This window comes from Pandoraea sp. 64-18 (assembly GCF_001899225.1).
In the GTDB taxonomy this organism is placed as follows: Bacteria; Pseudomonadota; Gammaproteobacteria; order Burkholderiales; family Burkholderiaceae; genus Pandoraea; species Pandoraea cepalis.
Map to the genome: position 1 here is coordinate 97001 of NZ_MKVU01000016.1, position 23769 is coordinate 120769.

At 63.9% G+C, this 23769-nt stretch carries 25 protein-coding genes and 1 pseudogene; 13 read left to right on the top strand and 13 right to left on the bottom strand.

What is annotated here, in order from left to right; all coding sequences use genetic code 11:
• Nucleotides 1-136: 136 nt before the first annotated feature.
• The 7 genes from ybgF to ybgC all read right to left on the bottom strand — a co-directional run bounded on the left by ybgF (nucleotide 137) and on the right by ybgC (nucleotide 5484).
• Nucleotides 137-880, bottom strand: a complete 744-nt coding sequence (gene ybgF / locus BGP02_RS14025) for a tol-pal system protein YbgF (RefSeq protein WP_261938834.1) — start codon at nucleotides 878-880, stop codon at nucleotides 137-139.
• Nucleotides 881-890: 10 nt separating this feature from the next.
• The gene (locus BGP02_RS14030) at nucleotides 891-1388 is read right to left on the bottom strand and encodes an OmpA family protein (protein ID WP_017235174.1); all 498 of its coding nucleotides are present in this window, start codon (nucleotides 1386-1388) and stop codon (nucleotides 891-893) included.
• A gap of 30 nt (nucleotides 1389-1418) precedes the next feature.
• Entirely contained in the window at nucleotides 1419-2711 is a 1293-nt protein-coding gene (gene tolB / locus BGP02_RS14035; protein ID WP_017235173.1) for a Tol-Pal system beta propeller repeat protein TolB, read from the bottom strand.
• Between the two features lie 101 nt (nucleotides 2712-2812).
• On the bottom strand, nucleotides 2813-3859 hold the full coding sequence (gene tolA, locus BGP02_RS14040) for a cell envelope integrity protein TolA (protein WP_286798754.1): 1047 nt from the start codon (nucleotides 3857-3859) through the stop codon (nucleotides 2813-2815).
• Nucleotides 3856-4290, bottom strand: a complete 435-nt coding sequence (tolR, locus tag BGP02_RS14045; RefSeq protein WP_026132193.1) for a protein TolR — start codon at nucleotides 4288-4290, stop codon at nucleotides 3856-3858. The genes tolA and tolR overlap by 4 nt, the downstream gene beginning before the upstream one ends.
• Nucleotides 4291-4311: 21 nt before the next feature.
• Complete coding sequence (gene tolQ / locus BGP02_RS14050; RefSeq protein WP_017235170.1) at nucleotides 4312-4986, bottom strand: protein TolQ; 675 nt, start codon at nucleotides 4984-4986, stop codon at nucleotides 4312-4314.
• A gap of 39 nt (nucleotides 4987-5025) precedes the next feature.
• Entirely contained in the window at nucleotides 5026-5484 is a 459-nt protein-coding gene (gene ybgC / locus BGP02_RS14055; RefSeq protein ID WP_026132192.1) for a tol-pal system-associated acyl-CoA thioesterase, read from the bottom strand.
• A gap of 296 nt (nucleotides 5485-5780) precedes the next feature.
• Between ybgC and BGP02_RS14060 the strand changes: the two genes are divergently transcribed.
• Both BGP02_RS14060 and BGP02_RS14065 read left to right on the top strand, forming a co-directional pair.
• On the top strand, nucleotides 5781-6689 hold the full coding sequence (locus tag BGP02_RS14060) for an NAD(P)-dependent oxidoreductase (protein WP_286798756.1): 909 nt from the start codon (nucleotides 5781-5783) through the stop codon (nucleotides 6687-6689).
• 350 nt (nucleotides 6690-7039) lie between these two features.
• Nucleotides 7040-7798 (top strand): IclR family transcriptional regulator, encoded by a 759-nt coding sequence (locus BGP02_RS14065; protein ID WP_017235167.1) that lies wholly within the window; start codon nucleotides 7040-7042, stop codon nucleotides 7796-7798.
• Between the two features lie 105 nt (nucleotides 7799-7903).
• Here the strand turns inward: BGP02_RS14065 and BGP02_RS14070 are convergent, their stop codons facing one another.
• From BGP02_RS14070 to BGP02_RS14080, 3 genes are all read right to left on the bottom strand, one after another.
• Complete coding sequence (locus BGP02_RS14070) at nucleotides 7904-8533, bottom strand: SRPBCC family protein (RefSeq protein WP_017235166.1); 630 nt, start codon at nucleotides 8531-8533, stop codon at nucleotides 7904-7906.
• On the bottom strand, nucleotides 8502-9032 hold the full coding sequence (locus BGP02_RS14075; protein WP_286798758.1) for a glycine cleavage system transcriptional repressor: 531 nt from the start codon (nucleotides 9030-9032) through the stop codon (nucleotides 8502-8504). The genes BGP02_RS14070 and BGP02_RS14075 overlap by 32 nt, the downstream gene beginning before the upstream one ends.
• A 137-nt stretch (nucleotides 9033-9169) precedes the next feature.
• Entirely contained in the window at nucleotides 9170-9859 is a 690-nt protein-coding gene (locus tag BGP02_RS14080) for a phosphatase PAP2 family protein (protein WP_017235164.1), read from the bottom strand.
• 329 nt (nucleotides 9860-10188) lie between these two features.
• Here BGP02_RS14080 and BGP02_RS22435 point away from each other — a divergent pair, with 329 nt between their 5' ends.
• The 7 genes from BGP02_RS22435 to BGP02_RS14110 all read left to right on the top strand — a co-directional run bounded on the left by BGP02_RS22435 (nucleotide 10189) and on the right by BGP02_RS14110 (nucleotide 15845).
• On the top strand, nucleotides 10189-10389 hold the full coding sequence (locus BGP02_RS22435; protein WP_442796461.1) for a GFA family protein: 201 nt from the start codon (nucleotides 10189-10191) through the stop codon (nucleotides 10387-10389).
• Nucleotides 10390-10432: 43 nt separating this feature from the next.
• Nucleotides 10433-12055 carry a restriction endonuclease gene (locus BGP02_RS14085; RefSeq protein ID WP_017235163.1) on the top strand — a complete coding sequence of 541 codons (1623 nt, stop codon included), beginning with the start codon at nucleotides 10433-10435 and terminating at the stop codon, nucleotides 12053-12055.
• A gap of 109 nt (nucleotides 12056-12164) precedes the next feature.
• Nucleotides 12165-12809 (top strand): FMN-binding negative transcriptional regulator, encoded by a 645-nt coding sequence (locus tag BGP02_RS14090; protein WP_268567553.1) that lies wholly within the window; start codon nucleotides 12165-12167, stop codon nucleotides 12807-12809.
• Between the two features lie 118 nt (nucleotides 12810-12927).
• Complete coding sequence (locus tag BGP02_RS14095; RefSeq protein WP_017235161.1) at nucleotides 12928-13086, top strand: hypothetical protein; 159 nt, start codon at nucleotides 12928-12930, stop codon at nucleotides 13084-13086.
• Between the two features lie 51 nt (nucleotides 13087-13137).
• Nucleotides 13138-14070, top strand: a complete 933-nt coding sequence (locus tag BGP02_RS14100; RefSeq protein ID WP_232424695.1) for a DNA/RNA non-specific endonuclease — start codon at nucleotides 13138-13140, stop codon at nucleotides 14068-14070.
• A gap of 106 nt (nucleotides 14071-14176) precedes the next feature.
• The gene (locus BGP02_RS14105; protein ID WP_017235159.1) at nucleotides 14177-14458 is read left to right on the top strand and encodes a hypothetical protein; all 282 of its coding nucleotides are present in this window, start codon (nucleotides 14177-14179) and stop codon (nucleotides 14456-14458) included.
• Between the two features lie 1219 nt (nucleotides 14459-15677).
• Nucleotides 15678-15845: a hypothetical protein gene (locus BGP02_RS14110; RefSeq protein ID WP_017235157.1), complete on the top strand. Its 168-nt coding sequence runs from the start codon at nucleotides 15678-15680 to the stop codon at nucleotides 15843-15845.
• Nucleotides 15846-16094: 249 nt separating this feature from the next.
• Here BGP02_RS14110 and BGP02_RS14115 read toward each other — a convergent pair whose 3' ends face one another.
• Both BGP02_RS14115 and BGP02_RS14120 read right to left on the bottom strand, forming a co-directional pair.
• On the bottom strand, nucleotides 16095-17039 hold the full coding sequence (locus tag BGP02_RS14115) for a PDR/VanB family oxidoreductase (RefSeq protein ID WP_286798781.1): 945 nt from the start codon (nucleotides 17037-17039) through the stop codon (nucleotides 16095-16097).
• Between the two features lie 30 nt (nucleotides 17040-17069).
• Nucleotides 17070-17447, bottom strand: a pseudogene (locus BGP02_RS14120) (cupin domain-containing protein); the annotation flags it as partial.
• Nucleotides 17448-17791: 344 nt separating this feature from the next.
• Between BGP02_RS14120 and BGP02_RS14125 the strand changes: the two are divergent.
• From BGP02_RS14125 to BGP02_RS14140, 4 genes are all read left to right on the top strand, one after another.
• Nucleotides 17792-18832 carry a citrate/2-methylcitrate synthase gene (locus BGP02_RS14125; RefSeq protein WP_286798759.1) on the top strand — a complete coding sequence of 347 codons (1041 nt, stop codon included), beginning with the start codon at nucleotides 17792-17794 and terminating at the stop codon, nucleotides 18830-18832.
• 197 nt (nucleotides 18833-19029) lie between these two features.
• Complete coding sequence (locus BGP02_RS14130) at nucleotides 19030-20490, top strand: M20 family metallopeptidase (RefSeq protein ID WP_286798760.1); 1461 nt, start codon at nucleotides 19030-19032, stop codon at nucleotides 20488-20490.
• A 262-nt stretch (nucleotides 20491-20752) separates the two neighbouring features.
• Nucleotides 20753-21595, top strand: coding sequence for a helix-turn-helix domain-containing protein (locus tag BGP02_RS14135; RefSeq protein WP_353744108.1), 843 nt, complete (start codon nucleotides 20753-20755; stop codon nucleotides 21593-21595).
• A 196-nt stretch (nucleotides 21596-21791) separates the two neighbouring features.
• Nucleotides 21792-23453 (top strand): hypothetical protein, encoded by a 1662-nt coding sequence (locus tag BGP02_RS14140; protein WP_286798762.1) that lies wholly within the window; start codon nucleotides 21792-21794, stop codon nucleotides 23451-23453.
• Between the two features lie 125 nt (nucleotides 23454-23578).
• Here the strand turns inward: BGP02_RS14140 and BGP02_RS14145 are convergent, their stop codons facing one another.
• Complete coding sequence (locus BGP02_RS14145; RefSeq protein WP_157211532.1) at nucleotides 23579-23743, bottom strand: hypothetical protein; 165 nt, start codon at nucleotides 23741-23743, stop codon at nucleotides 23579-23581.
• Between the last annotated feature and the right edge of the window lie 26 nt (nucleotides 23744-23769).

Here is a 23769-nt window from a genome sequence, read left to right on the forward strand (position 1 = left end):
GGCAGCGTTGACGATGACGGCAACGACGGTGATCCGGCATGCGCTGGAAACGACAACGCCGCCCAAAGGCGGCGTTATGCGTTTGACGAGTGACCTCACACGGCAGGCTGGTTCGCGCAGTCTCCCGCGAGACGTCTTACTTCAGCTTGGCCACACGTTTCTTGGCCTCGGCCGCCGATTCGCTGTCCGGGTACTTGGCCACCAAATCGTGCAACGTTTTCTTCGCTGACGCAATCTGCCCGGATTCCGCCTGGTTACTGGCGATTGCCAGCATTGCCTCGGCAGCCTTCGGGCTCGTCGGGTACTTCGTCACGATCCCCTGCAGCGTCGCGGTCGACCCCTTCAGATCCTTGTTGGCGTACTGCGCATTGCCAAGCCAGAACTGAGCTTCGGGTTGATACGGGCTGTCGGGATACTTGGCCGAGAAGGTTCGGAATGCCGTTTGCGCACCCTTATAGTCACCATTGCGGAATTTCGTCAGCGCGGCGTCAAAGACATCTTTCTCGCCCGGTTGGACGGTGCCTGTCACGCCGCCGACGGTCATCTGCTGCGGTTCGAATTTCTTCAATCGACCGTCGAGGTCGTTGTAGAAATCCTTTTGACTCTGTTGCAGGTTCGCAAGCTGGTTTTTCAGATCTTCGTTCTGACCGCGCTGGTCGGCCAGATCACGTTGCAACTGCTGAATCTGATTGTTCAAATCCAGCACGTTGCGCGTGAGCCCCTCGATCCGCTGCTTGTCCGAATCCAGACGGCTGCGGATATCGAGGATCGCTTTGCGCGCCTCGTCGTCATCGAACAATCCGGCATGCGCCAGCGGACTCAGCACCGCAGTGCCGAGCGTCACCGCGCAGATCATGTTTTTAAGCAAACGAGACGTCATGACGATTCAATCAATAAGCCAGATCGGCGCGACGGTCCTGAGCCCAGCTGGCCTCGTCCGTACCCGTTGCCTTTTCCTTGCCCAGCGAAACGGCTTCCATCTGGTTGGTGTTGGCGCCCAGTGCCGACATCGCCTTCACCACCGATTCGGCACGCTTCTGGCCCAGTGCCAGGTTGTACTCGCTCGTGCCGCGCGGGTCGGTATTGCCCTGCACCAGCACGTGGCGCTGCGAGTACTTGTTCAGGAACGCAGCATGCGCCTGGAGCATCGGGGTGTACTGAGCATCGACGCTGTACTGGTCGAAGCCGAAGTACACGCTGCGCTTGGCGAGCGGGCCGTTCGGGTTGTTCAGTTCGTCAGCCGAGGCGTCGACGGGGGCAACAGCACGGGCGTCCGTGGCTTGACCCTTGTTGGCGTTAGCCTGGTCGTCGAGCTTCACGCCCGACGAGCAAGCGGCCAGAGCGGCCAGCGAAGAGATGGCGAGGATATTACGAAGCAGGGAACTCATTTGAGCCTCCGATTGATGTTGCTGTTGATGTTATTGCATGAAAGGGCCCCAGGAGGGTTCGCGAACTTCCCCTCCCCGAACCTGAAGAATCTGCCGGGTTTGCCCGTCCACCGAGACTGCCGCGAGAACCTTGCGGCCCCCCGACTGCGTTGCATAAAGAATGTACTTGCCGTTTGCGGCAAAACTCGGTGACTCGTCGTGGCTGGTGTCGGTCAGAGCCGTAACATCGCCAGTACTCATATCCTGCACGCACAGTTTGAATCCGCCGCCTTGTCGCGCAATGAACGCGAGCAACTTGCCGTCGGGACTGATTCGCGGGCTGACGTTGTAACTCCCCTTGAAGGTCACGCGCTGCGCAGCACCTGCCCCTTCGCCACCGGCCGGCATTTTGTAGATTTGCGGACCACCGCCACGATCGCTCGTGAAGTAGATCCATTTGCCGTCCGGGGAATACTGCGGTTCGGTGTCGATCGCGCCGCTGCGCGACAGACGCTTGAGGCCACCGCCATTGGCGTTGACCTGATAGATCTGGGTGTTGCCGTCGCGCGAAAGGGCCACGGCAAGCTTGCTGCCGTCCGGCGACCACGCGGGCGCCGAGTTGTTGCCCTTCTCGTTGGCCAACACGGCACGACGGCCGGTCGGGAGATCGTGGATGTACACGACGGGCTTGCGCTTCTCGAACGAGACGTAGGCGACCTTCGTGCCATCCGGCGACCAGGCCGGTGAGATGATCGGCTCGCGGCTGTTGAGCGCAACGCGCGCATCCTGGCCGTCGGAATCCGAAATCTGCAACTGGTAGTGGTTGCCGCTGTGCAACACGTAGGACAGACGCGTGGCAAACACGCCGCGGTCGCCCAGCAGCTTCTGGTAAATGTAGTCGGCGATCTTGTGCGCCGTCAGACGCAAGTTCGCGGCCGACGAGGTGAGGGCCAGACCGCCGAGCGGTTGTCCGTTCACGGCATCGTATAAACGGAAGCTGACCTGGAAGTTGCCGTTGCCCGCGGGGACGATCGTGCCCGAGACGAAGGCATTCGCCCCCTTGGCGCGCCACGTGCCGAGATCGACCGAATCGTCCACGCCGACGGCGGCGCCGCCCGTATCGATCTGATTGAAGCGCCCGCTGTTGCTCAGGTCGGCCTTGACGACGGACACGATGTCCGTCGGCGCGGCGCCCTTGAAATTGGACACGGCGATCGGGTAACGGTTGGTGCCGACGCCCGTAATGTCAACGGTCAGCGGCGTCTGCGCATGGGCGATCGTGCACGCTGCGGTGAGCCAGGTGGCCACCAGCGCACGCCATGCATATTGACTGGAAATTCGCATGCGTTCGATTGGTCAGTTACGCGGTGCAAGCGCCATTTTTACCACACTCGGATGAAAATGGACTCACGTCGCTCGGTTATCGTTCCCGTTTGACAACACTCTCAGCCTTTTGGGCTGAAGCGAAGGTTGACGCTCGGGGGGGCTTTGCCATTGGTGTCGCGTGGCAATGGATCGGACTTGGTGATAGCGGACTGCACGGCGGCGTCCCAGGCGGGATTGCCGCTCGATTTGACCAGCTGCATGGACAGCACGCTGCCATCCGGCGCCAGACGTACCGAGACGACGGCCGTGGGATTGCCCGTGGTGTCGCCGCCATAAGCAATGTTCGGCTTGACCTTCGCGCGCACGCGATCGGCATAGCCCGCCGACGCTGTGCCGCCTGCGCCCGAGCCCGTACCGCCGGCCTGCGAGCCCAGACCGTTGCCGGTCGCGCCGGCCGTGCCTCCGGCCATCCCGCGCAACGCCGCCAGACGCTGCGCGCGTGCGGCGTCGGCTGCTTTTTGTGCCGCCGCTTCCTGCGCGGCCTTGGCCTTGGCCGCCTTGTCTTGTTGGGCCTTCTTCTCGGCGTCCGCCTTCTTCTGTGCATCGACGAGTTGCTGCTGCTTGAGCGCTTCGGCCTTCTTCGCCGCTTCATCCTTCTGATGCTTCAACTCGTCGGCCTTCTTCTGGTCGGCCAGCTTCTGCTGACGGGCGGCTTCCTCCGCCGCCTTCTTGCGAGCGATGTCGGCTGCTGCCTGCTGCTCGGCAAGTTGCTTCTGCTTGAGCGCTTCCTGACGTGCCTTCTCCTGCTGCGCTTCGAGCAGGCGTGCCTGCTCGGCGGCCTGCTGCTCCTGCTTGCGCTTCTTTTGCTGGAGGGCGATGTCGGCGTCTTCAACCGGCGGCGTCGGCGCGGCCACGGCGGGCGGCGCGGGCGTTGGCGGTGGCGTCACCGTGGGCGGCGTCGGCTCCGCGACTTCGGACGGTGTCCAAAGCTCGGCCTCTGACCCGGCCGGCGAACTGTTCTGCCAGCGCATGCCATAGAAGAGCAGCGCGAACAGCAGCGCGTGCATGAACAGCGCGAGGAGAAATGCCCGACCCGTGCCCCGCTCATCGTTGCGCGGGCCGATAGGGCGATTGGCACGGTCGGTGCGGGCTGCGGTGCGGCTCATTTCTGCTTGACGAGCAGGCCCACGCGCTTGACGCCCTGGGCCTTGAGATCGGACATCACGTTCATGACGATTTCATAGCGCACCGACTTGTCGGCGGCGATGACGACCGGTTGATCCGGGTTTGCGGCCTGGCGTCCTTGCAGGAACCCCGTCAGATCGGCGGCGCCCATGCGCTGCTCGATGGTGTTCTCGCCGTCCTTGTAGCGCACCAGCATCCGGTTGTCGGCTTCGATGTTGACGACCACGGGCGGCGTCTGCTGCTGCGGGCTCGCGTTGGCGACGCTCGGCAGGTTGACGATCGACGGCGCGACCAGCGGCGCGGCCACCATGAAAATGACGAGCAGCACCAACATCACGTCGATGTACGGTACGACGTTGATATCCGCCATGGCGCGACGGCCGCGGCGAGCGTTGCGCATAGAACCTGCCATGTCTCGGCGCTCCCGGAGTGCTTAGTGAATCTGCCGTTGCAGGATGTTGGAGAATTCTTCGACGAAACTTTCGAAGCGGATCGACAGTCGGTCGATGTCGTTGGCGAAGCGGTTGTAGGCGACCACGGCAGGGATTGCGGCGAATAGACCGATGGCCGTCGCCACCAGTGCTTCCGCGATACCGGGCGCTACATTGGCGAGCGTGGCTTGTTGCACGTTCGACAGGCCGCGGAAAGCGTTCATGATACCCCACACCGTGCCGAACAGACCGATGTACGGGCTCACCGAGCCGACCGATGCGAGGAACGGCAGATTGGCTTCGAGCGAGTCCATTTCGCGTTGATAGCAAGCGCGCATCGCACGACGCGCGCCGTCCAGAATGGCGCTCGGATCGTGCAGACCCTTCTCGCTCGCCTTGATGTACTCGCGCATACCCGATTCGAAGATGCGTTCGAGCGCCCCCGTCTGATGACGGTTGTTCAGCGCGCTTTGATAGAGCGCCTGAAGGTCGCCACCCGACCAGAAATCGCGTTCGAAGCGCTCGGTCTGGGTGCGGGCGCGGCGAATCGCGAAGATCTTGCGGAAGATGTGGGTCCACGAGAGCAGCGAGAGCACCAGCAGCAGGCCCATGACGGCCTGAGCGAGCACGCTGGCATGCAGGACCAGCGAAATAATGGAAAGGTCTTGATCGGGCATGGTGTGGTTATTGACTGACCGGAATTCTTGTTGTTGGCTTCAGGCGGCTGCCGAACGGGGCGGCTCACCCGCTGCGGCGGCCGACAGCATGGCGAGGCGCACGTTCGCGGGAATCTTGCCTGGGCGCAGCGTGTTGGCCGCCACACAGCCGATTTTGATGCTGCCGCGCACCAACAGTTCGCTGCTGCCGTCCGGCGCGTCTCGCCAGGCTTCCTGGTGAAAATCGACAGAGGCGCCGCCAACGCGCTCGATGCGGCTTTTGATGGTGAGGAGATCGTCCAGCCGGGCGGGGGCCAGATAGTCGAGTGCGGTTGCACGCACAATGAAAATCATGCCGGTTTCGCGGGCCAGCGCGAGCTGCTCGATGCCGAGCGAACGAAGCCACTCGGTTCGGGCCCGTTCAAAGAATTTCAGATAGTTGGCATAGAAGACGACGCCTCCGGCGTCCGTGTCCTCGTAGTAAACGCGAATTGACCAACAGGTATCAAAATCAGCCATGCCGCGCATTGTAGCGGAACCTGAGACCAACGCCAGTCACGGAAACACAATTTTTCAAACGGTAACGATGGCCTCATGTTTACGGGGAATTACTGAAAGCCCCGCGGCGCACCAAACTGGGGCCAATTTGCGCGGATCCCCCGTGTGGCGGGGGATTGCGCTGGCGCCCGAGGGCTGCCCATCTTTATAATGGTGGCTCGCAAGCCCCCTGAATTTCAGACAGGACCCCGCGGGTGCCCCCTGCTTCGTGCGCCCCTGGGTTCCCTCATAGCGAATCAACCTGCGAGGCCCTCGAATTGACTTCCCCTTCATCGCAAGCAACGTCTGTCCGTGTCGCGTTTCTCGGCCTGGGCGTGATGGGTTATCCCATGGCCGGTCATCTGCAACGTGCCGGTCATCAGGTCACGGTCTATAACCGCACGGCCGCCAAGGCGCAGCAATGGGCCAACGAGTATGGCGGTGCGGCCGCCGCCACGCCGGCCGAGGCAGCGCGCGACGCCGATATCGTGGCCGCCTGCGTCGGCAATGACGACGACCTGCGCAGTATCGTGCTCGGTGAGCACGGCGCCTTCGCCGGCATGAAGGCGAACGCCGTCTTCGTCGACCACACAACGGCCTCGGCCGACGTGGCACGCGAACTCTACGCCGCCGCGCGCGCGAAGGGGCTGCACTTCGTCGACGCCCCCGTCTCGGGTGGCGAAGCCGGTGCCAGGAACGGCGTGCTGACGATCATGTGCGGCGGCGACGCGCCGGCGTTCGACCGGGTGGCCCCGACGCTGGGCGCCTACGGCCGAGCCGTCACGCGCGTGGGCGAGGCCGGCGCGGGGCAGGTGGCCAAGATGGTCAATCAGATCTGCATCGCCGGTCTCGTGCAGGGACTGTCGGAAGCGATCCACTTCGGCCAGCGTGCCGGTCTGGACATGCCGCTCGTGCTCGACGTCATCAGCAAAGGGGCGGCAGCGAGCTGGCAAATGGACAATCGCGGGCAGACGATGATCGACGGCAAGTTCGATTTCGGCTTCGCGGTAGACTGGATGCGCAAGGATCTGGGTCTCTGCCTGGCCGAAGCACAGCGCAACGGCGTGTCGCTGCCGGTCACGGCGCTCGTCGACCAGTTCTATGGGGATGTGCAGTCGCTCGGCGGTTCGCGCTGGGACACCTCGAGCCTGATTCATCGGTTGCGCGTGTTGTCGGGCAAGGCCTGAGCGGCACCGTCGGGGGTCGCCGCCGCGGTCGCGACCCTGGCATGCCGGTAGCGAGCGGGGCGACGGTGGACGACCGGCGGCAGGCTGGGTCGTCGCCTGCCGTCGGTGGGCGGTCGGCAGTCGGCAGTCGATATCCGGTATTTGGCATATCTCCGGGTTTGTCTCCAATCGTCAACGAAGGCCGATTGGCACTAGAATGCGGAAAACGGGACGTCGCGGTGCGACGGCATGGCGGCGTGGCAGCTTGGGAGCGGGCTGGGGCGGTGGCGTGTCGACGTTGAGCAGCAGGGAGACCGCCGCGAGCGATAACGATTCAGAACACAACTCGACCCCGAGACCCCAGTACCGACATGAGCAATCAGTCGAACGCCGCGGCCGTCCGCGCATTTCGCATTCTCGAAATTCTCAGTGCGTCAGGCACGCCAATGACCTTGGCGGAAATTGTCGCCGCCATCGGTCTGCCCAAGCAGACGGTGCATCGCATTCTCAAGCAGCTCGAAGCGGCGTTTCTCGTGTCGCGCGAAGCCGGCAGTCGGCATTACGAGCCGTCGTCGCGGGTGCGCGCGATGGCCGTCAATGCGTTGATGCACGTCGGCCCTGCGGCTGCGCGCCATGCGATTCTTCAGCAACTGGTCGACAAGCTGGGTGAGACGTGCAATCTGTCGATGCTCTCGGGCGACGACCTGGTCTACCTCGACCGAGTCGAGACGGATTGGTCGCGTCAGCTCAAGCTCGCGCCGGGCTCGCGTGTGCCGTTGCATTGCACGGCGAGCGGCAAGCTGCTGCTGGCGTTCCTGCCTCGCGCGCGCCGCGAGAAGTTGATCGCGCATCTGCCGCTGCGACCGCGTGCGGAGAACACCATCACCGATCTCGAGGACTTGCGCGAGGAGTTGAGCGAGACGCGCAAGCGCCGGGTCGGCACCAACAACGAAGAGCATGTGCCGGGCATGATCGCCGTGGCCGTGCCCGTGATGCTCGACCGCAATCGCGCGTGCGCGGCCATCGCGGTGCAGGCGAGCGCGCAGCGCCGCACGCTTGACGCGCTCATGACGTTTCTGCCGGAACTTCAGGCGGCGGCCGAGGCGATGGCGGCCACGTTCAACGAGTAGGCTGGGCGCTGCGAGGCGACACCGAGACGCCTCGGCGCCGCGCCACCACGCCACTGGCACGCTACGACACCACGACGCCACCCCGAGCCATCACGACACCTACCGCTAGTGGGCCTGCGCGGAACTTGTGGCGACCGACGACATCGACGCCGGCGCGGGGGTGTCGGCCGTCGCGGTCGCGAAGATTTGTTCGAGTTGCTTCGCGCCCTGCGCCGACTCCGCGCGCATGCGCGGGCCGATGAAGATCGGATCGAGCATCAATAACAGAAGATTCGGCGTGCGATAGACGACGTCGCGCTCGAAGCGCGTACCCGTGCCGTCGGGCGTGAGCGTGTAGCGGACTTCTCCCGACGGACGTCGGTTCATCTCGCCCTCGAGGCGCCATTCGAGCGGCGGCTTCGCCTCGACGACCTTCCAGTGAATGATGCCGTGACGTCCCGCGAGGCGAAACTCTTCGGCGACTTTTTCCCCCACGACGAGCGAGTGATCGGTCGCGCCCTGCACGGCGAGCGACGCCGGATGCCATTTCGGCCAATTGGCCGGCGTGGTCACGTAGTCGTAGACGGCCTGCGGCGGCGCCTGCACCGTGACCGTGCTCACGATGTGGGTCTGGCGCTCGAACGGCAGGGGCAGCAGCGAGAGCAGGGCGACGACGACGGCCGCCCCGAGGAAGAACAGGAAGACCCGCTTCATCGGTGCGCGCTCACGCACCGGAAGGCGAATCGAGTTCGACATCGACCATCAGGTCGTCGGCCAGACTTTCGAGCGTCTCGCGCAGCGATTCCGTGCTGACGCTCGCGGGAACGTGCAGGCGGGCAGTCGCGCGAAACAGCGTGCCGCCCGACATCGATCCTTCGACGCATTCCGTGGCGAGTTCATCGATGCTGATGCCGCGCGAGAAGAGCACGTGTGAGATTTCCCTGACGATCCCCGGATGATCCTGCCCGACGAGATCGAGCTGAAGCGCGCGTGCGGCCGGGTCGGCGGCGGCGCTCTGGGCGCGCGTGACGGCGATGCGCAGGCCCTGGGTTTCCATCGCCTGCAGGGCTTGCGTGAGCGCGTCGGCGTGTTCGTCGGGGACTTGCAGGTGGATGATGCCGGCGAACTGGCCGGCCAGATTGGCCAGACGGCTCTCCAGCCAGTTGGCGCCGGCGGTGCTCGCGCGATCGGCGATCGCGTTGACCAGACCCGGACGATCCGGGCCAATCACATTGAGAATCAGGGACGTCGTCATCACAGGCTCCGTCGAAACTGAGGGGCAAGAGGCGGCGCAGACAGCGCGCTCGTTCTCCAATGGGGAGCGATGCGCGCAGCAGGTTCAAGTGTAGTGCAATCGTGCGGTGCGCCGCTACGGCATGCCCGCCAATCCATCTACACCGCAACCCCGTGCCGAGTGGTCCAGCGTTGCCAAGCCTCGACAAACATCGTGCCCACTGCGATGCCGAGCGCGGCCCCTGCGAGCGCATCGCTCGTCCAGTGATAAGCGGCGGCGAGCTGGCCGAAGGCCGTCAGCACAACGGCAACGGCGCACGGCCAGCGCAGCGCAGGGTGTCGCAGCGCGAGCACGGTGGCGAACGCCAGCATGACGGTGAGATGCCCCGAGGGGAACGACGCATACGCGGCACCATCGCCGCCGAACCACCGGAATTGGAACACGCCGTCGCGCAGATAAGACAGATTGTCATGAACCCACGTGGCCGGCCACGTCCGCCCGAAAGCGAACTTCAGGCCTTGCTTGAGCACGCTGCCAACGCCTACGGCACCCGCCGCAAGCCACAGCGTCGTCGCCCACGCCGGGAGGCGGTGTCGCCAGACGAGCGCGGCGCCAACGATCCCAAACGTCGGCCAGGCCAGCACAAACAGCGGCGAGGGCAACTCCGCTATGTGCTGAATCCACCGCGTACCTTGAGTATGCACGTGCGCGAAGTCCACCACCGGACGGTCGATCCACGGGATGGCGAACAGTGCCAGCAACAAGCACGCGAACGCGCTCAGCCAAGCGGTACGCAGGCAAAGCGAGGCGACGGCAGGGGCGGCGGAGGCGGGCGCTAGCTCGTTCATGACGCGATGTCGGTAGAAAAATGGAACCGGATCCGAGTGGACCCCGGCGGAATCGACCGTCGGCGAAACCGCGCCATGGTAACCGTCATTGATGACAATGGGGCAACGTTTTCCCCGGACGGGGGGCGTATGTGCCGGTCTGTGCCGTCATTGCGATTTGATGACGATCAGGGCACCCGTGTTGCGCGCATGAGATGCTCGCCCGGCAAGGAAACGAAAGATTCTTTGCTTGGCGAGCGGCCATCGTCCTACAATCGTCCCCTACGTAAAAGTCGTGTGCCAGCCTGATGTCACAAGGCACAGCGGGCGGTTTTCAGGGGGAGGGCGTGATGAAAGGCCGTTGTCTGTGCGGCGCGGACGCCTATGAAGCGGCCCCGTTTTCCGGCCCCTTTGCCCATCGTTCCTGTGGCACCTGCCGAAACGCGCACGGGGCGGCGTTCACCACGGCGACGACGACGCTGCGTGAGCATTTCCGCTTCCGGCGTGGCGCGGACCGAGTGGCGTCGTTCCGATCGTCGTGGATGTTGTAGTGGGCTTGACAAAACAAAACCAATATCGCTTGCGGGGGCAGTAGTGAACCGGGGATTCGAGAGCATCATTGATCGTCTGGCGCGTGAGTTTTGGCGCGCCGCGCACGTGCGCGAGCAGCAGCATGCGCAAACGCTGGCGCGCTCGCTGGCGGAAGTCCGCGCCGTGGATCAGGCATTGCGCGCCATGGAAGCGGCGCCGGTCGCCGACGCCGCTGCGCGTGAGCGCACGCAAGTGGCGTGGCGACAAGCCGAAGCGGCCGCGCAGGGCGCTCAGGCCAAACTGGAGGTCGCGCGGCTGGAGCGATTGCTCGCCGACGGTCTCGCGCGCGATCTGCGCATTGCGCCGGCCGACCTGCGCGCAAGCACCACGCCGCCGGTGCTCGATACCCGGCATCTCCCGAAGATTTTGCCCAAGCCCGAGTGGGAAGCCTTCGCGCCCGAGAAGCCGGGCCGGCTCGCGCTGGCCATGCCGGGCGCGTCGGGGCGTTACGAGCAAGCCGTCGCCAAGGCGCGTGGCGAGTTCGTGCATGCGGAACGCGAGCACGAGGCATCGAAGGTTCGCCGAGCGCAGGGTTCGATGATTCTCCAGATCGCGCAGCAAAAGGCCACGGAAGCTGCACGGGCCGAGAGTGCACGTCACAACGCGGCGGTGGCCGATTTCGAAGGGGCACTGTTGCGCGGCGAAGCGGCGGCCATCACGGGCTATGCGCGCATCGTGCTCAGCCGCAGTCCGTATCCCGAAGCGTTCACGCAGACGCTCGCGGCGCACTACGTCGAGAATCACAAGCTGCTCGCCATCGGCTATGACGTGCCGACGCTCGACGCCGCTGTGCCCGTCGCGTTCGACTATCACTACCATGCCGCGCAGGGGCGCGTGGAGGGCGTGCCGGCAAGCGATGCGGTCCGCGCGAAGGTGTATGCCAACGCGTTGCGCCAGCTCGTGCTCCGCTCGCTGCACGAGCTGTTCTCGGCGGATCCGCTGCGTCAGGTGAACGCCATCGTCTTCAATGCGTACGCCAGCGATGGCGATACCCGCGTGTGTCTGGCGAGCGTCCATGTGGCGCGCGCCGACTTCGCGGCGCTCACCTTGGCCGAGGGCGATCCGGCGGAACATTTGGCGGCGCTGGGGGCGCGCGTATCAGCGTGCCCCGAGGCGCTGGAGGCGGTCGCGCCGGTGGCCGGCGTTGACATGACGAAGGTCGTCACGGACGCCGACGTCGCCGTCGACCGCCGCTTCAATCTGATGACACTCACCGACAAGGACTTCACGCAGGTGATGTTCCACCTGCTGCGCTCGCACGGTTTCGAAGGGCCGCCGCTGCTGCCCGGCGAGCAGGCGGGCATGCTGACCTGCCGTGCGTGGGATCCGCATCCGATTTTCGGGGGCGACGTTGTCGTGCACGTCTATCGCGACATGCACCACGGCGCACGTCTGGAGATCGCCGCCGCGCGCACCATGCTCGCCGAGATGCAGAAGATTGGCGCCGCCCGTGGCATGTTGATTACCACGGGGGCGTTCGACGATGGGGTGGAAGAGTTCGCACGCGATCGTCGCATCGAGCTGCTCGCCGGACATCATCTGGTCTTCCTGCTCAAGGAGAACGCGGGCGTCGATGCCAGCGTCGGGGTGCCCGAGGCACTCGCCCCCGCCGCCGCGCCGCTCTGACCGTATTGTGGCACCAAGAAAATGATCGGTTTTGGGTCTTTGCCAAGGGCCATGGAAGGGCGTAGGCTCGGCGTCATTCCCTTCCCGCTGCTTTTGTCCGGAGTCGTCGATGTACCAGCCCGTCGCCTTTGCCGAGGATCGCCCTGAAATCCTGCACGACCTCATTCGCACCCATCCGCTTGGCCTGCTCGTCAGCGCCGGTTCGCAGGGGCTGATCGCCGATTCGATTCCGTTTCTAATGTATCCGGAGGAAGGCGAGTTCGGCCTCTTGCGTGGGCATCTGGCGCGGGCCAATCCGCATGCTGCGGCGCTGCGCGGTGTCGACGATTGCCTCGTGGCATTTACCGGCCCGCAAGGGTACATCACCCCCTCGTGGTATGCCGCCAAGGCGGAGCACGGCAAAGTCGTGCCGACCTGGAACTACGCCGCGGTGCATGTGTGGGGCCAACCTCGTGTGATCGACGATACCTCGTGGTTGCGCCGTCTCGTCGGCGATCTCACGCAGTCGCAGGAGCAGCGGCGTGCCGCGCCGTGGGCGGTGGAAGAGGCGCCGGCCGATTACATCGACGGCATGCTGCGCGCTATCGTCGGCGTGGAAATTCCGATTCGCCGCATCGAAGGCAAATTCAAGATGTCGCAGAATCGCGCGATGCCCGATCGTGTTGGCGTGGTGGACGGCCTGCGCGCCGAAGGCGCATTGAGCGAGCCGTTGGCCGCGCTCGTTGCGCTGCGAGGCGAGGTGTCCGGGGGGTGATGGCGGCGAACGTCCAGCCCGCGGCGCGGTAACGATACGAAACAATTCTCGGGCGCGCCGGACCGGTTGTGTGGGGGCGTCCCCGCATACAATGCGGCATCCCAACTCGGATGCCGCAATGAAGACGCTGCTCCTCGTGCTCGCGCTGGTGCTCTGCGTGCTGTTCCTGGCGCAGGCGTGGCTGCCGAGTGCGCACGCCGACGAGTGCGACAACCTCGGTCCCGCCCAGACCCTGCAATGCGCCGCTTACGGTGTGAGCAGTGTCGTCCCCGAATAGCGGTTCATCCGCTACAATCGCACCCCCTCACGTCTTACCGTAAGCAGTGCGATGAAGCAGTCTCGATGGACGGTCACCACGGTGCGCGCGAGCCGCTTGCGCGCGATGGCCGGGCAGTTGGCCGCCTCTCTGGCCCCCCTTACCCGAGTCGGGGTCGTGACGTCCGTCATGACTTTGTCGGGCCATGCAATCGCCGCCGCTTCGGCCTGCGGGGATCATTACTGGGCCGCTACCGCGCCCGACATTACCCTGTCCGCCATGAAGCGCGACGTGCGCGAAGTGTGCTTCAGCGCGTTCGGTGTCATGCATTCGGGGGTGACACGTACCCCGCTCTGGTCGGCCGAGCACCTGAGCGCAGCGGGCTTGCGTGACGCGCGCCAGATCTCGCGCGTCAACAATTTCCATGCCGAATCTCGCCTTCCCGCCGATGAGCGGGCCGAGCTTCGCGATTACGTGCGTTCGGGATACGACCGGGGGCACATGGCGCCCTCGGCCGACATGCCGGATGCGCAAGCGCAGTCGGAAAGCTTTTCGCTGTCGAACATGGTGCCGCAGAACAGTGAGAACAATCGATATTTGTGGGCGGGCATCGAGTCGAGCGTGCGTAAGCTTGCGCAGGATCGGGGCGAGTTGTTCGTCATTACGGGCCCGCTGTTCAAGGGCAAGTCGATCACGCAGGTCGGCGATCGGGTGATGGTGCCCACGCAGCTCTACAAGGTCGTCTACGACCCGAAGCGCAAACAGGCCGGTGCCTACCTGGTGGCGAACGAGGCCACGAGCGATTATTCGGTGGTGAGCGTGGCGGAACTCGAGACGCTCGCCGGCATCGACTTCTTCCCGGGCATGCCGTCGGACGTCAAGCGCACGGCTATGCGCCTGCCCGCGCCCAAGGCGGCGGGCGGCAAGCGCAAGCGTGATCCGAGCGTGCCGTCGTATCGGGAGGTGCAGACGGTGCTCGATTTCTTGCGTACGATCATTCGCTAAGCACGACGCCGATCGCCACGGGCGTTGTCCTTGCACCGCCACTGAGGATGGCCACCCCGTCGGCCGATCTCAACTGACTGACTATCCCTCGATTCAGGAGTCCCGAATGTCCACGTCGTCTTCTGCCAATGACGCGTTCGTCCCGTTCGCCAATGATGCCGACGCGCTCACGCTGGGTGAGCTGAACGTCGAAAACCATACGGACCACGTCGCGCTCTTCGGCAATCTTGAGATTCGCCGTGATGCCGAAGGGCTGCGTCAGGCGCAGACGCTCAAGGCGGTGCTCGACGCCGTGGTCGCGACGCTCTCCCGCGCCGATCTGCCGGCCCAGGCGGGCGCGCCGGGCGGCACGACGGCGCGGCAGGTGAAAAATCCGTTCGAATCGTGACCCTGGCGGGGAGGGGGGCGCATTTCCTTCCCCCGGATTTACCCCAGCTTTGTCGCTTATTCGAATAATCGATGTTGCGCTGCACGATACCGCGCACCGGACACGCCTACGCTGCTTCGAACACCCGGGTCGTCCGGCCGGCCACCGCTGTCACACCTGCGACATGACTGGCCCCGTCGCACCGGTTGAAATCCATAATTCCAAGATCCATGCGGGTTGCGCGACAACTTGTCGCACCTGCGACATTGTGTCGCATTGACACGTCATCTCATGAATCTCGAGTTGCGTCGGAGGAGCGGTCTTCAACCTCACTTGCTCTCGTCTCGGAATCCATCGAAATCAAGCCGTTGGCTTGCGGCGACGCAGCACGGATGGGGGGTTTACGGCGGCTCGGCGAAGCGCATACTAGCCCTGCGTCTCGTCGATTCCGACAGTGTGAATCGATGGCGGGCAAGGCTAAGAACACTAAACAACGCGAGGTAACTTATGCACATCCGTTGGAAAAAAGTGTATTCGAGTGGTTGGGGAACGATTCATCACGATGCACCCCGTTCCCATCGCAGCGCGAGCGAGCGCGAGCAGCTCTTTCAACGCCTTTTGACAATCGCGATCGCCTGTAGCGTCGGCGGATTCGTGCTCTTGTCGGTCGGTGCGGCCTTCCTGGGACGCTAAAGTCACCCATCTTCCTTTTCGTGCGCGGCACCGCCTCCGGCGGACGGCCGCGCCGCGTTGCTTCGGCTAACGCTTTTCCACGACTTCCAAGCCTATGCCACCTCCCGAGCTTATGCTACGGAGGTTTCGGCACGTTCGCCGCGCCGCTTCAATCACCCGATGCAACGGCACACCCGCGATGTTTTGAAACGTTTTGTTACATGAGCACGGCGTTTCGGAAAGGCTGGCACGTCTGAATTGCGGCAAATCGCTGCCATTTCCCTTAAAGATTTGAAGCCGCCTGCGATAAAACGCGTTAAGCACGTTGATATCCATCGTCGATGACGTGGTCTCTCGTGGCGCCGGCGCAGCATTCTGCGGGTTCACGCTATTGCGTTATCGAAAGAATAGTGCGATCTTGAACCGACGGCGCTGTGTCGGAATTTTGGGTAGTCCTGGGTTCCGGATTTGCCCGGATTTATCCGAATTGTCTTGCGTCTCAGAATTTTCGATAAAGAAGAAAAAAGATTATCACGCGGGCCGGTTTGATTGATTTGTGAGGTGCGCCATGGAAATTCGCTGGGAAAAGTTGTACTCGGGCGGATTGGGTCGTTTTTACGACACTTCGGAATCGAGCCGTCGTCGGGCGCGGCGTGCGCAACTGGCATGGTTTGGCGTCGTCATCTCCGTTGGCATTGCCATCGGCGCCGTCGCCATTGCCTGGCGCTGGCTCTGATGGTCGTCACGGTCGCGTGCCGCCAGAGGGGCACAAGAACGCTGGTGTGACTCGCTTCGGCTGCGAGTCCCGCGTTCGCGTGTGTTCGTCTGCGCCAAGGCGCCGAAGCGCCGAATAGGGAACCTGGGCCGCGGGGAGCGTTGCGACGGGCGCGCCATGGATCGGCGTGCCGCTGCGGTCTTGATTCACCCAACAACGTTGACGCATGCGGCGTTTGACAGGGCAGGCAACACCGGTCGCCGTCGCCGGCTACAGATCGAGTCGCAGTGATGGCGTGCGACAACCGGAGACGCACACTGTCATCACAGTGTTGGACGCGCGTTCCGTTGCGGTTAGCACCGAGTCCCGATGATCTGGCTCGCCAGCCAACACTGTGGTCTTGCAGGTACCGCACACGCCCTCCTGGCAACTGTACGGGACTTCGACCCCTGCGCTCAGCAACGTCTGCAACAGCGTTGTACCAGGCTCAACGCTCAGTATTCTTCCCGACCGATTCAGGGTGACGGCGTACGATGACCGAGGCTCGGCCGCAGGCGTGCCGCCCGAGAAGCGCTCGATGTGACCGTTCTGGATCCCCAGGTCGTGACACGCCCGTTCGAAGGCCCCCAGAAAACCACCGGGGCCGCAAGCGTAAAAGTGGGCGTCGCGTGGCTGGGATGCCATGTATCGCTCGAGGTCGAATTGCGCGCCTTGTTCATCATCGAAATGCCACGTTACCGGGATGCCGAGCGCGAGAATATCGTCGACAAAGGCAGCGTGTTTTCGGGTCTGCGCGCAATAGGCGAGCACCACATCGCGGCCTTGCACGCGCAAGTGACGCGCCATGCACAACAAGGGCGTGATGCCGATGCCACCGGCGATCAACACGGCGCGCTCGGTTGAGTCGGCGAGGCGGAAGTTGTTTCGCGGGTTGGAGATGATCAGTTCGGCGCCGACTTCCAATTCGTGATGCAGGTAGCGCGATCCGCCTCGGCTTTCTGGAACCTCAAGCACGCCCAGCACGTATCGGTGCGTTTCGTCGGGCGCGTTGGTCAGGGAATAGCTCCGGGTGATGCCATTGGGCAGTCGAACGTCAACGTGTGCGCCGGGCGTGAACGCGGGAAAAGCGGTGCCGTCTGCCGGTCGCAGTTCAACGCGGATGATGCCCGTGGCCTCTTGCCGAAGTGCTGTCACTGTCGTCCTTAGCGTCGGCATCGGTGGCTTTGTGCGAACGCGAGGCGGATGGTAAATGACCAGCATTTCCAACGCGGATTCGCCCAGATTTCGGAACGAGTGTGCAACGCCGGCAGAGATCGGGCTGACGGACCCGGCGCAGACGGGAGACGTTTCGTCACCCACCGTCACTTCGCCTACGCCGGACAACACATAGAACAAATGCGCGTGCGGCTCGACGTGGGTGGGCGATGCCCCTCCCGGTCCGACACTGGTCAGCTCGATGCTGTAGGCATCATTCGTGTACGCGGGCTCGGTGACGGCTTTGTAACCGGACTTGTTGATAAACAGGCCGGTCAGGGGGATCCATGGAATATCGTTGACGTTCCACGTTACAGGCTTTTCGGCATCGACGACGTTGTCCGCCGAGGCTGTGGTTGCAGGGGGCATGTCATGGTCTCCTTCGATTGACGTTCGTCCCCGCTCGGGACTATTCTGCCGGCCGTTGCGCGGTGTGGCCGATGTGTGAATATTCTAGGGACCCCCCCTTGTTGCCTCAAGATTGATTCTGATAATCGACCATGAAGTATCGGCATGACTACTTGTCTCGGGACGAAACCCTCAGTGCGCTGGGCGTGACGGCAAAGACGCTCTATTCCTACGTGAGTCGTGGAAAAATACAGAGCATCCCGGTCCCGGGGACGCATCGACACCTCTACGCCCGCGCTGACGTTGACGCGATGGTCGTGCGCGGACGCGGGCGAGTGCCGCGTGCCGTGACAGCAGCGACGTCGATGCACTGGGGCGAACCGATCGTTGCCACATCGATCACGCGGATCGACGAGCACGGTCCGCGCTACCGCGACCATGCCGCGTTGGAATTGGCGACGCAGGGCTGCCCCTTCGAGGCCGTTGCCGAACTCCTCGTGACGGGCGCGTGGAACCCCTCGGCGGAACCCTGGCCAATGCTTGAGATTCCGGATCGCCTGCACGCATTGCTACAACTGCATGCTGAACTGGGACCGCCCGACGACATTGGAAATTTGATGGCGATGTGCGTACTCACCCTGTGTGGGCATGAGACACCGGATGCGCCGCAACGCACGCAAGAAGATTTTGGCAGCGTACAACGGGTCTACCATGCGCTTGTCGGATGCCTTGGATTTCTATCGAACGCGCGAGCCTACGTTCCCCGTCGACCGAACGAGCGAATAGCCGCATGGGCATTGCGGGCCAGCGGCGCGAGAGCAACGCGCAATGCGATCAAAGCGATCAATGCCTTGCTGATTATTTGCGCCGATCACGAACTCACGCCTGCCACACTGGCCGCACGCGCGGCAGCATCCACGTCTGCGCCGCTTTTCAACAGCGTCGCGGCGGCGATCTGCACGCATCTGGGGACTTCGGTCGGTGGTGCCACACATGTCGTGGAACGGACATTGGTCGCCCACTTGTCTGGTGAGACCCATGACGATCACCTTGACCAGATCCGAACCGAAGGAAAGTCGCTGTACGGATTCAATCATCCGCTTTACCCTAATGGAGATCCGCGCGCGCAGGTCTTGTTGGGATTGGCCGCTGAACACGCTCACAACGTCGGCCGGGCCAAAGCGATGTCCCGACTGCTCGCCGATGCGCATGAACGCCTTCAGCTTTCCCCCGGATTGGCGCTTGCCCTCGTAGCATTGACGCAGTCGGTGGGCATGCCCGGCGGCAGCGCTGCCGCGTTATGGATGGTGGCGCGAACCAGTGGGTGGTGTGCTCACGCGATCGAGCAGCGGGAGCAAGCGTTCATGCTGCGGCCCCGAGCGACCTACCGACCCGCCGACCTGTGACGGCGGTCGCCGCGACGGGCGCCTTCAGGTCGGTCGCCACCGCCCGCGGGAATGGCTATGATGTCGCCATATGGATACGGATACGGATACGGCCCGCTGCCGCTCCCGACGAGTGCTCCGGATGGCGCCTCGCGCCCCCTTCAATCTGCACGGCCCGGTCCGCCACATCGAACAAGCCCTCCCTAAGGACGCCCCCCATGAACGACATCGTCACCCGGACTCAGCCGTCGCTCGACACCGCTGCCTTGCGCGAATTCGTCGATCGTAAATGGAACGAAGACATCCTGCACGCGCTGACCGACTACATCGCCGTGCCGGCCAAGAGCCCGGGCTTCGACGCCGACTGGGCACGCAATGGATACATCGATCGCGTCGTGCGCGACGCCGCGCAATGGGCCGAACGCCAGCCGGTGAAGGGGCTGAAGCTCGAAGTGATTCGTCTTGACGGACGCACGCCGGTTATCTTCTTCGAGGCCCCCGCCACGCGCTCGGCCAGCGACGAAACCATCGTGCTTTACGGCCACCTCGACAAGCAACCGGAGTTTGACGGATGGCGTCGCGACCTGGGCCCGTGGACGCCCAAGTTTGAAGACGGCAAGCTCTATGGTCGGGGCGGGGCCGACGACGGTTACGCCATCTATGCCAGCGTGACGGCGCTCGCGGCCCTCGATGCTCAGGGCGTGGCGCGCCCGCGCTGCGTCGGTCTCATCGAGACGTGCGAGGAGTCGGGCAGTTACGACCTGCTGCCTTACGTCGACGCGCTGCGTGAGCGACTGGGCCGTGTCGGACTGGTCGTCTGCCTGGATTCGGGCGCAGGCAACTACGATCAGTTGTGGCTCACGACATCGCTGCGCGGCCTGATCTCCGGCAGTCTCGAAGTGCAAGTGCTCGACGAAGGCATTCATTCGGGCGGCTATGGCGGAATTGCGCCGTCGAGTTTTCGCATCATGCGTCAATTGTTCGAACGTCTGGAAGACGCGGGCAGCGGCAACGTGCTGCCGCAGGGCTTTCATACGCCGATTCCGTTGCAGCGCCTGAAGGAGGCGGAAGCGACGGCGCGCATTCTTGGCGACGAAGTCTGGAAGAAGATGCCGTGGGCGTGCGGTCAGGACGGCCTGTCGGTATTGCCGACCACGACCGATCCGAAGGAGGCGCTGCTCAATTCGACGTGGCGCCCGTCGCTGTCGGTCACCGGGGCGGCGGGACTGCCGGCGCTGTCGGATGCAGGCAACGTGCTGCGTCCGCGCACGGCCTTCAAGCTGTCGCTGCGTCTGCCGCCGCTCGTCGACGCCGCGCAGGCGGTGGCCGAACTCAAATCGCTGCTGGAACTCGATCCGCCCTACAACGCCCGGGTGACGTTCAAGCCGGACGCCGGTGCGGCCTCCGGTTGGAATGCGCCCGACGTTGCGCCGTGGCTCACGTCGGCACTGAACACGGCGTCGCAACGGCACTATGGGGAAGACGTGGCGTACATCGGGCAGGGCGGTACCATTCCGTTGATGAATACACTGCAGGCGGGTTTCCCGTCGGCACAGTTCATGGTGTGCGGCGTGCTCGGACCGAAGTCGAATGCGCATGGCCCGAACGAATTCCTGCACGTACCTTACGCGAAGAAACTGACGGCCGCGGTGGCCGAGGTCATCGCGCTGGCGCCGTAGGCGGCGCTCGCCTTGTCACGGCGCAGCCGGCCGGGCAAGCGCGCGGCAGCCTCCTTTCCCGGGGCGAGTGCGTCGCCGACGGGCGTGCAAGCCGCATCGAGGCATGCGAGCGCCCGGTATAATCGCCGCTCTGCGATGTGGGCGCGGCGCGATCCGCCGCGCGGCGCATGGGCATCCGAAAGGGGACGATTTGAATCGCGTTGCGACGACATCCCGCGCGCCAAGAGGCGCGCGTTTCAATTTCCGAGCCATCGGAGAACGATTGCGCGCCTACCGGATCGCTGCGGAGCTGCGTAGCGAGGATGTGGCGGAGCAGCTCGATATCTCACGCGCGGCGATCTACAAGCTCGAACGCGGCGAGATCGTCAAGATCGACACCCTCGAGCGTCTCGCGGCATTGCTGGGCGTGTCGCTCGCGAATCTGCTGGGCGTGGAAGTCGAATATCACGACTCGGCAGTCAGCTACTTCGAGCGCATGCGCCAGTTGGAGCGCCGTTCCGAGCGCATCGTCGCACATTTCGATCCCATTTCGTTCCTGCTGACGTCCGAAGACTACGACGTCTGGCTGCGCCACATGCTCGACGAGAGCATACCGCCCACGCTAGCCGACCAGCGCTGGACGAACACGATCGATCGCGTGCTGAACATCTTGCAGGAGCGCAAGTCGAGCTTCTCGCGCCAGCGGCTGGCGGTGACGAGCCTCATCGGGCTGCGTCAGATCGAGCAGTTTCTGCATCACGGACTCGTGGGGCGGCTGGGACTCCCTCCCGAGGTGCAGCACGAGCGCAAGCGGGCGGCGCGGCGCGAAGTGGCGCGCATCGTCGAGTTTCTCGAGGCCGACACGACGGGCGTGCAGATCGGCATCGTGAGCGACAACATGCCCAATGAGTCGTTCCAGATCTTCGAGGCGCAGGGCGAGGCCTATGTGGCGGTGTCGCCGTTCCGGCTGGGCGAACTACCGAACCTGCGTACCGGTATCGCCACCATCACCACGTCACCCGACGGCGTTGGCATGTATCGCGCCATGATCGATCGACTCTGGGCCGATGCGGCCAAGGGCAGAGACGGCGCGGCATTGCTCGAAGCGCTGCTGGTCCGGCGCTGAGGGGGCGGGCGGGTAACGCGTGAACGCGTGCCCACGCCTTGACCGCCGTCGTTGTGCACGCGCATTGCGTGCGGGAAAACGATGAGCCGGTGCCACAATACGAAGTCTTCCCACACAATCGACATCGCTTCCCGGCAAACCGCTCTAGTCTCCTTGCGGTTGAAGACCATTCGGTCTGTTTACCTTGGAGACGATCATGGGAACCATTTCCGCTGCATCGCGCGGCTCGCCGGTGCAACTCATTTCCATTACCCGGTCGAAGCCGCCTGATGATGGGAACAGCTTCGGCTCGGACTTTCAGAGACTGGGATCGATTGCAACGTCGGCGCTTGGATCGACCGGCAAGCCTTGGCAGTCCTATCCCGTGCGGCCGCGAAGCACGCAAGCCAACAGCGGCATTCCGCTGGGGACATGGTGCGGGGAGCGCGATCGCGAGGTGCTTCACGCCAAGCGCCTGCGCGCCGACCCGCTGATGCCCAAATTCGTCGGCGAGGGACTTGGGCGCTGGCGCACCCAGGTTACCGACGCCGTCGCCGCCGACGTGACTTTCGAGCGTGCCCGTGCGTCGTCCATGCAGCGGGTCCGTCACGGGATTCCCGCCGAGCCGACCCGTTTCGTTCGAACGTTTGCCACTGGCTCGGTGCGCGCGCAACTTGGCGAGATTGCGCGTCTGAGCGATGAGGTCGGCAAGCTGACTGCGACCATTCCGTCGTTGCCGGACGGGAGCGCCAGGAAAATTGCGCTAAGAAATCGCGATGACCTTGCTGCGCTCAGAGATGCGATGGCGCGATTGACCATGAATTCGCATGGCAGGAAGGACGATCTGCTGCGTTCGGAACTGAACGCCCTGATCGCGCTGAACGACATGGCGCGCGAGGCGGAGCGCGAGCTGACCAACGGCGGTGCCGACGTACCGCTGCGCCTGGCGGTGCGCGATGGCAACTGGGTCCTCAAACCTGCTGCGTCTACCTCCTGGTTCGCCAGGAACAAGACGCGGGCGGCCAATGATTCGGCCCGACTGGCACTCCTCCTTGGCTATCCGGCCGATCAGCCTGTCACGCTCAAGATGATTCGCAGCCGGGGGTTTGGCGCGCACGAGTACACGACCGTGCTCAATGACGCCAGATCCAGCGGACGCGACGCCGCGCGTTCCTGGCTCGCCGTCAGGGCGCTGGACATCGACACTTGGAAGGCCGCCACCCGCGCTGTGTACGATGGCCTGTCACCGTCCGACACGCACCGCGCGCCGGCGGACACGCCAACGCCTGCGCACGACGACAGCCTGCTCGGCGACGAACTCGACTCAGGCGCGGATCCACGCAGTCCGAGTCGTGAGCGGTCGCGTCGGACTACGGCCAATCCAATCGATGCCACCCGGTTTTCCGATCTCGTTCGCCCCTCGTTGGCCGAGCCCGCCGCCGAGCCTGTGCTCGACGATTCTGAGGACTCCGACGATTCCGAGGCACCGGAGATGGACGCGCACGGTTACGCCAGCCTCGTGAGGTCAGGCACCCCATCGGACGTGCCCCACTTTGTCGCGCCGGACGGCAGCGAATACGCGCGCGTCATGCGAGCCGAACGGTCGCCGGCGTTGGCCAGCGCGACGTCGCAACGCTCCCGGCGCGAAATTTTTGCGGAGGCGTTCTGCAACGCGCAGCCGGGCAGGCAGCATCACTTGCGGGCAATGTTTGCTCGATCGATGGTGTCCGCGCCGTCGCCGAGCGAACAGGCTGCAGGCGTACACGGACCCGTCGGCAGCGCTCGAGCCGACGCGACGCCGTCGCCACTGCCACCGCCGCCGCCATTGTCGCCACCACCGCCGCCGCCGTTGTCGGCACTGCCGCCTATCCCAGAGTAATCCACGGCTGCATTAGGCAGGCCAGGCCGCTACCGGAACATGGAGCGGCCTTTTTCATGCTAAAGCCGCGCGAAGGATTTTATGTGACAAAACGCTTCGTGCGCGCGTAATAGTAAATACTTTAATTATTGGCAAGCCTTTTTAATCAACGGCTTGCGAGCCTTACGCAACACACTGGTTTTGCCATGCGGGGGGCTTGTCAGTAGAATGGTCGCGTTAAAAAACGCTACGCGAAGCGAATAGCCTGTCAGGTTTTCTTCACGCATGGCGACCCATTGCTTGACTGTCATGCGTGATTCGTCCCCCACAAAACGGA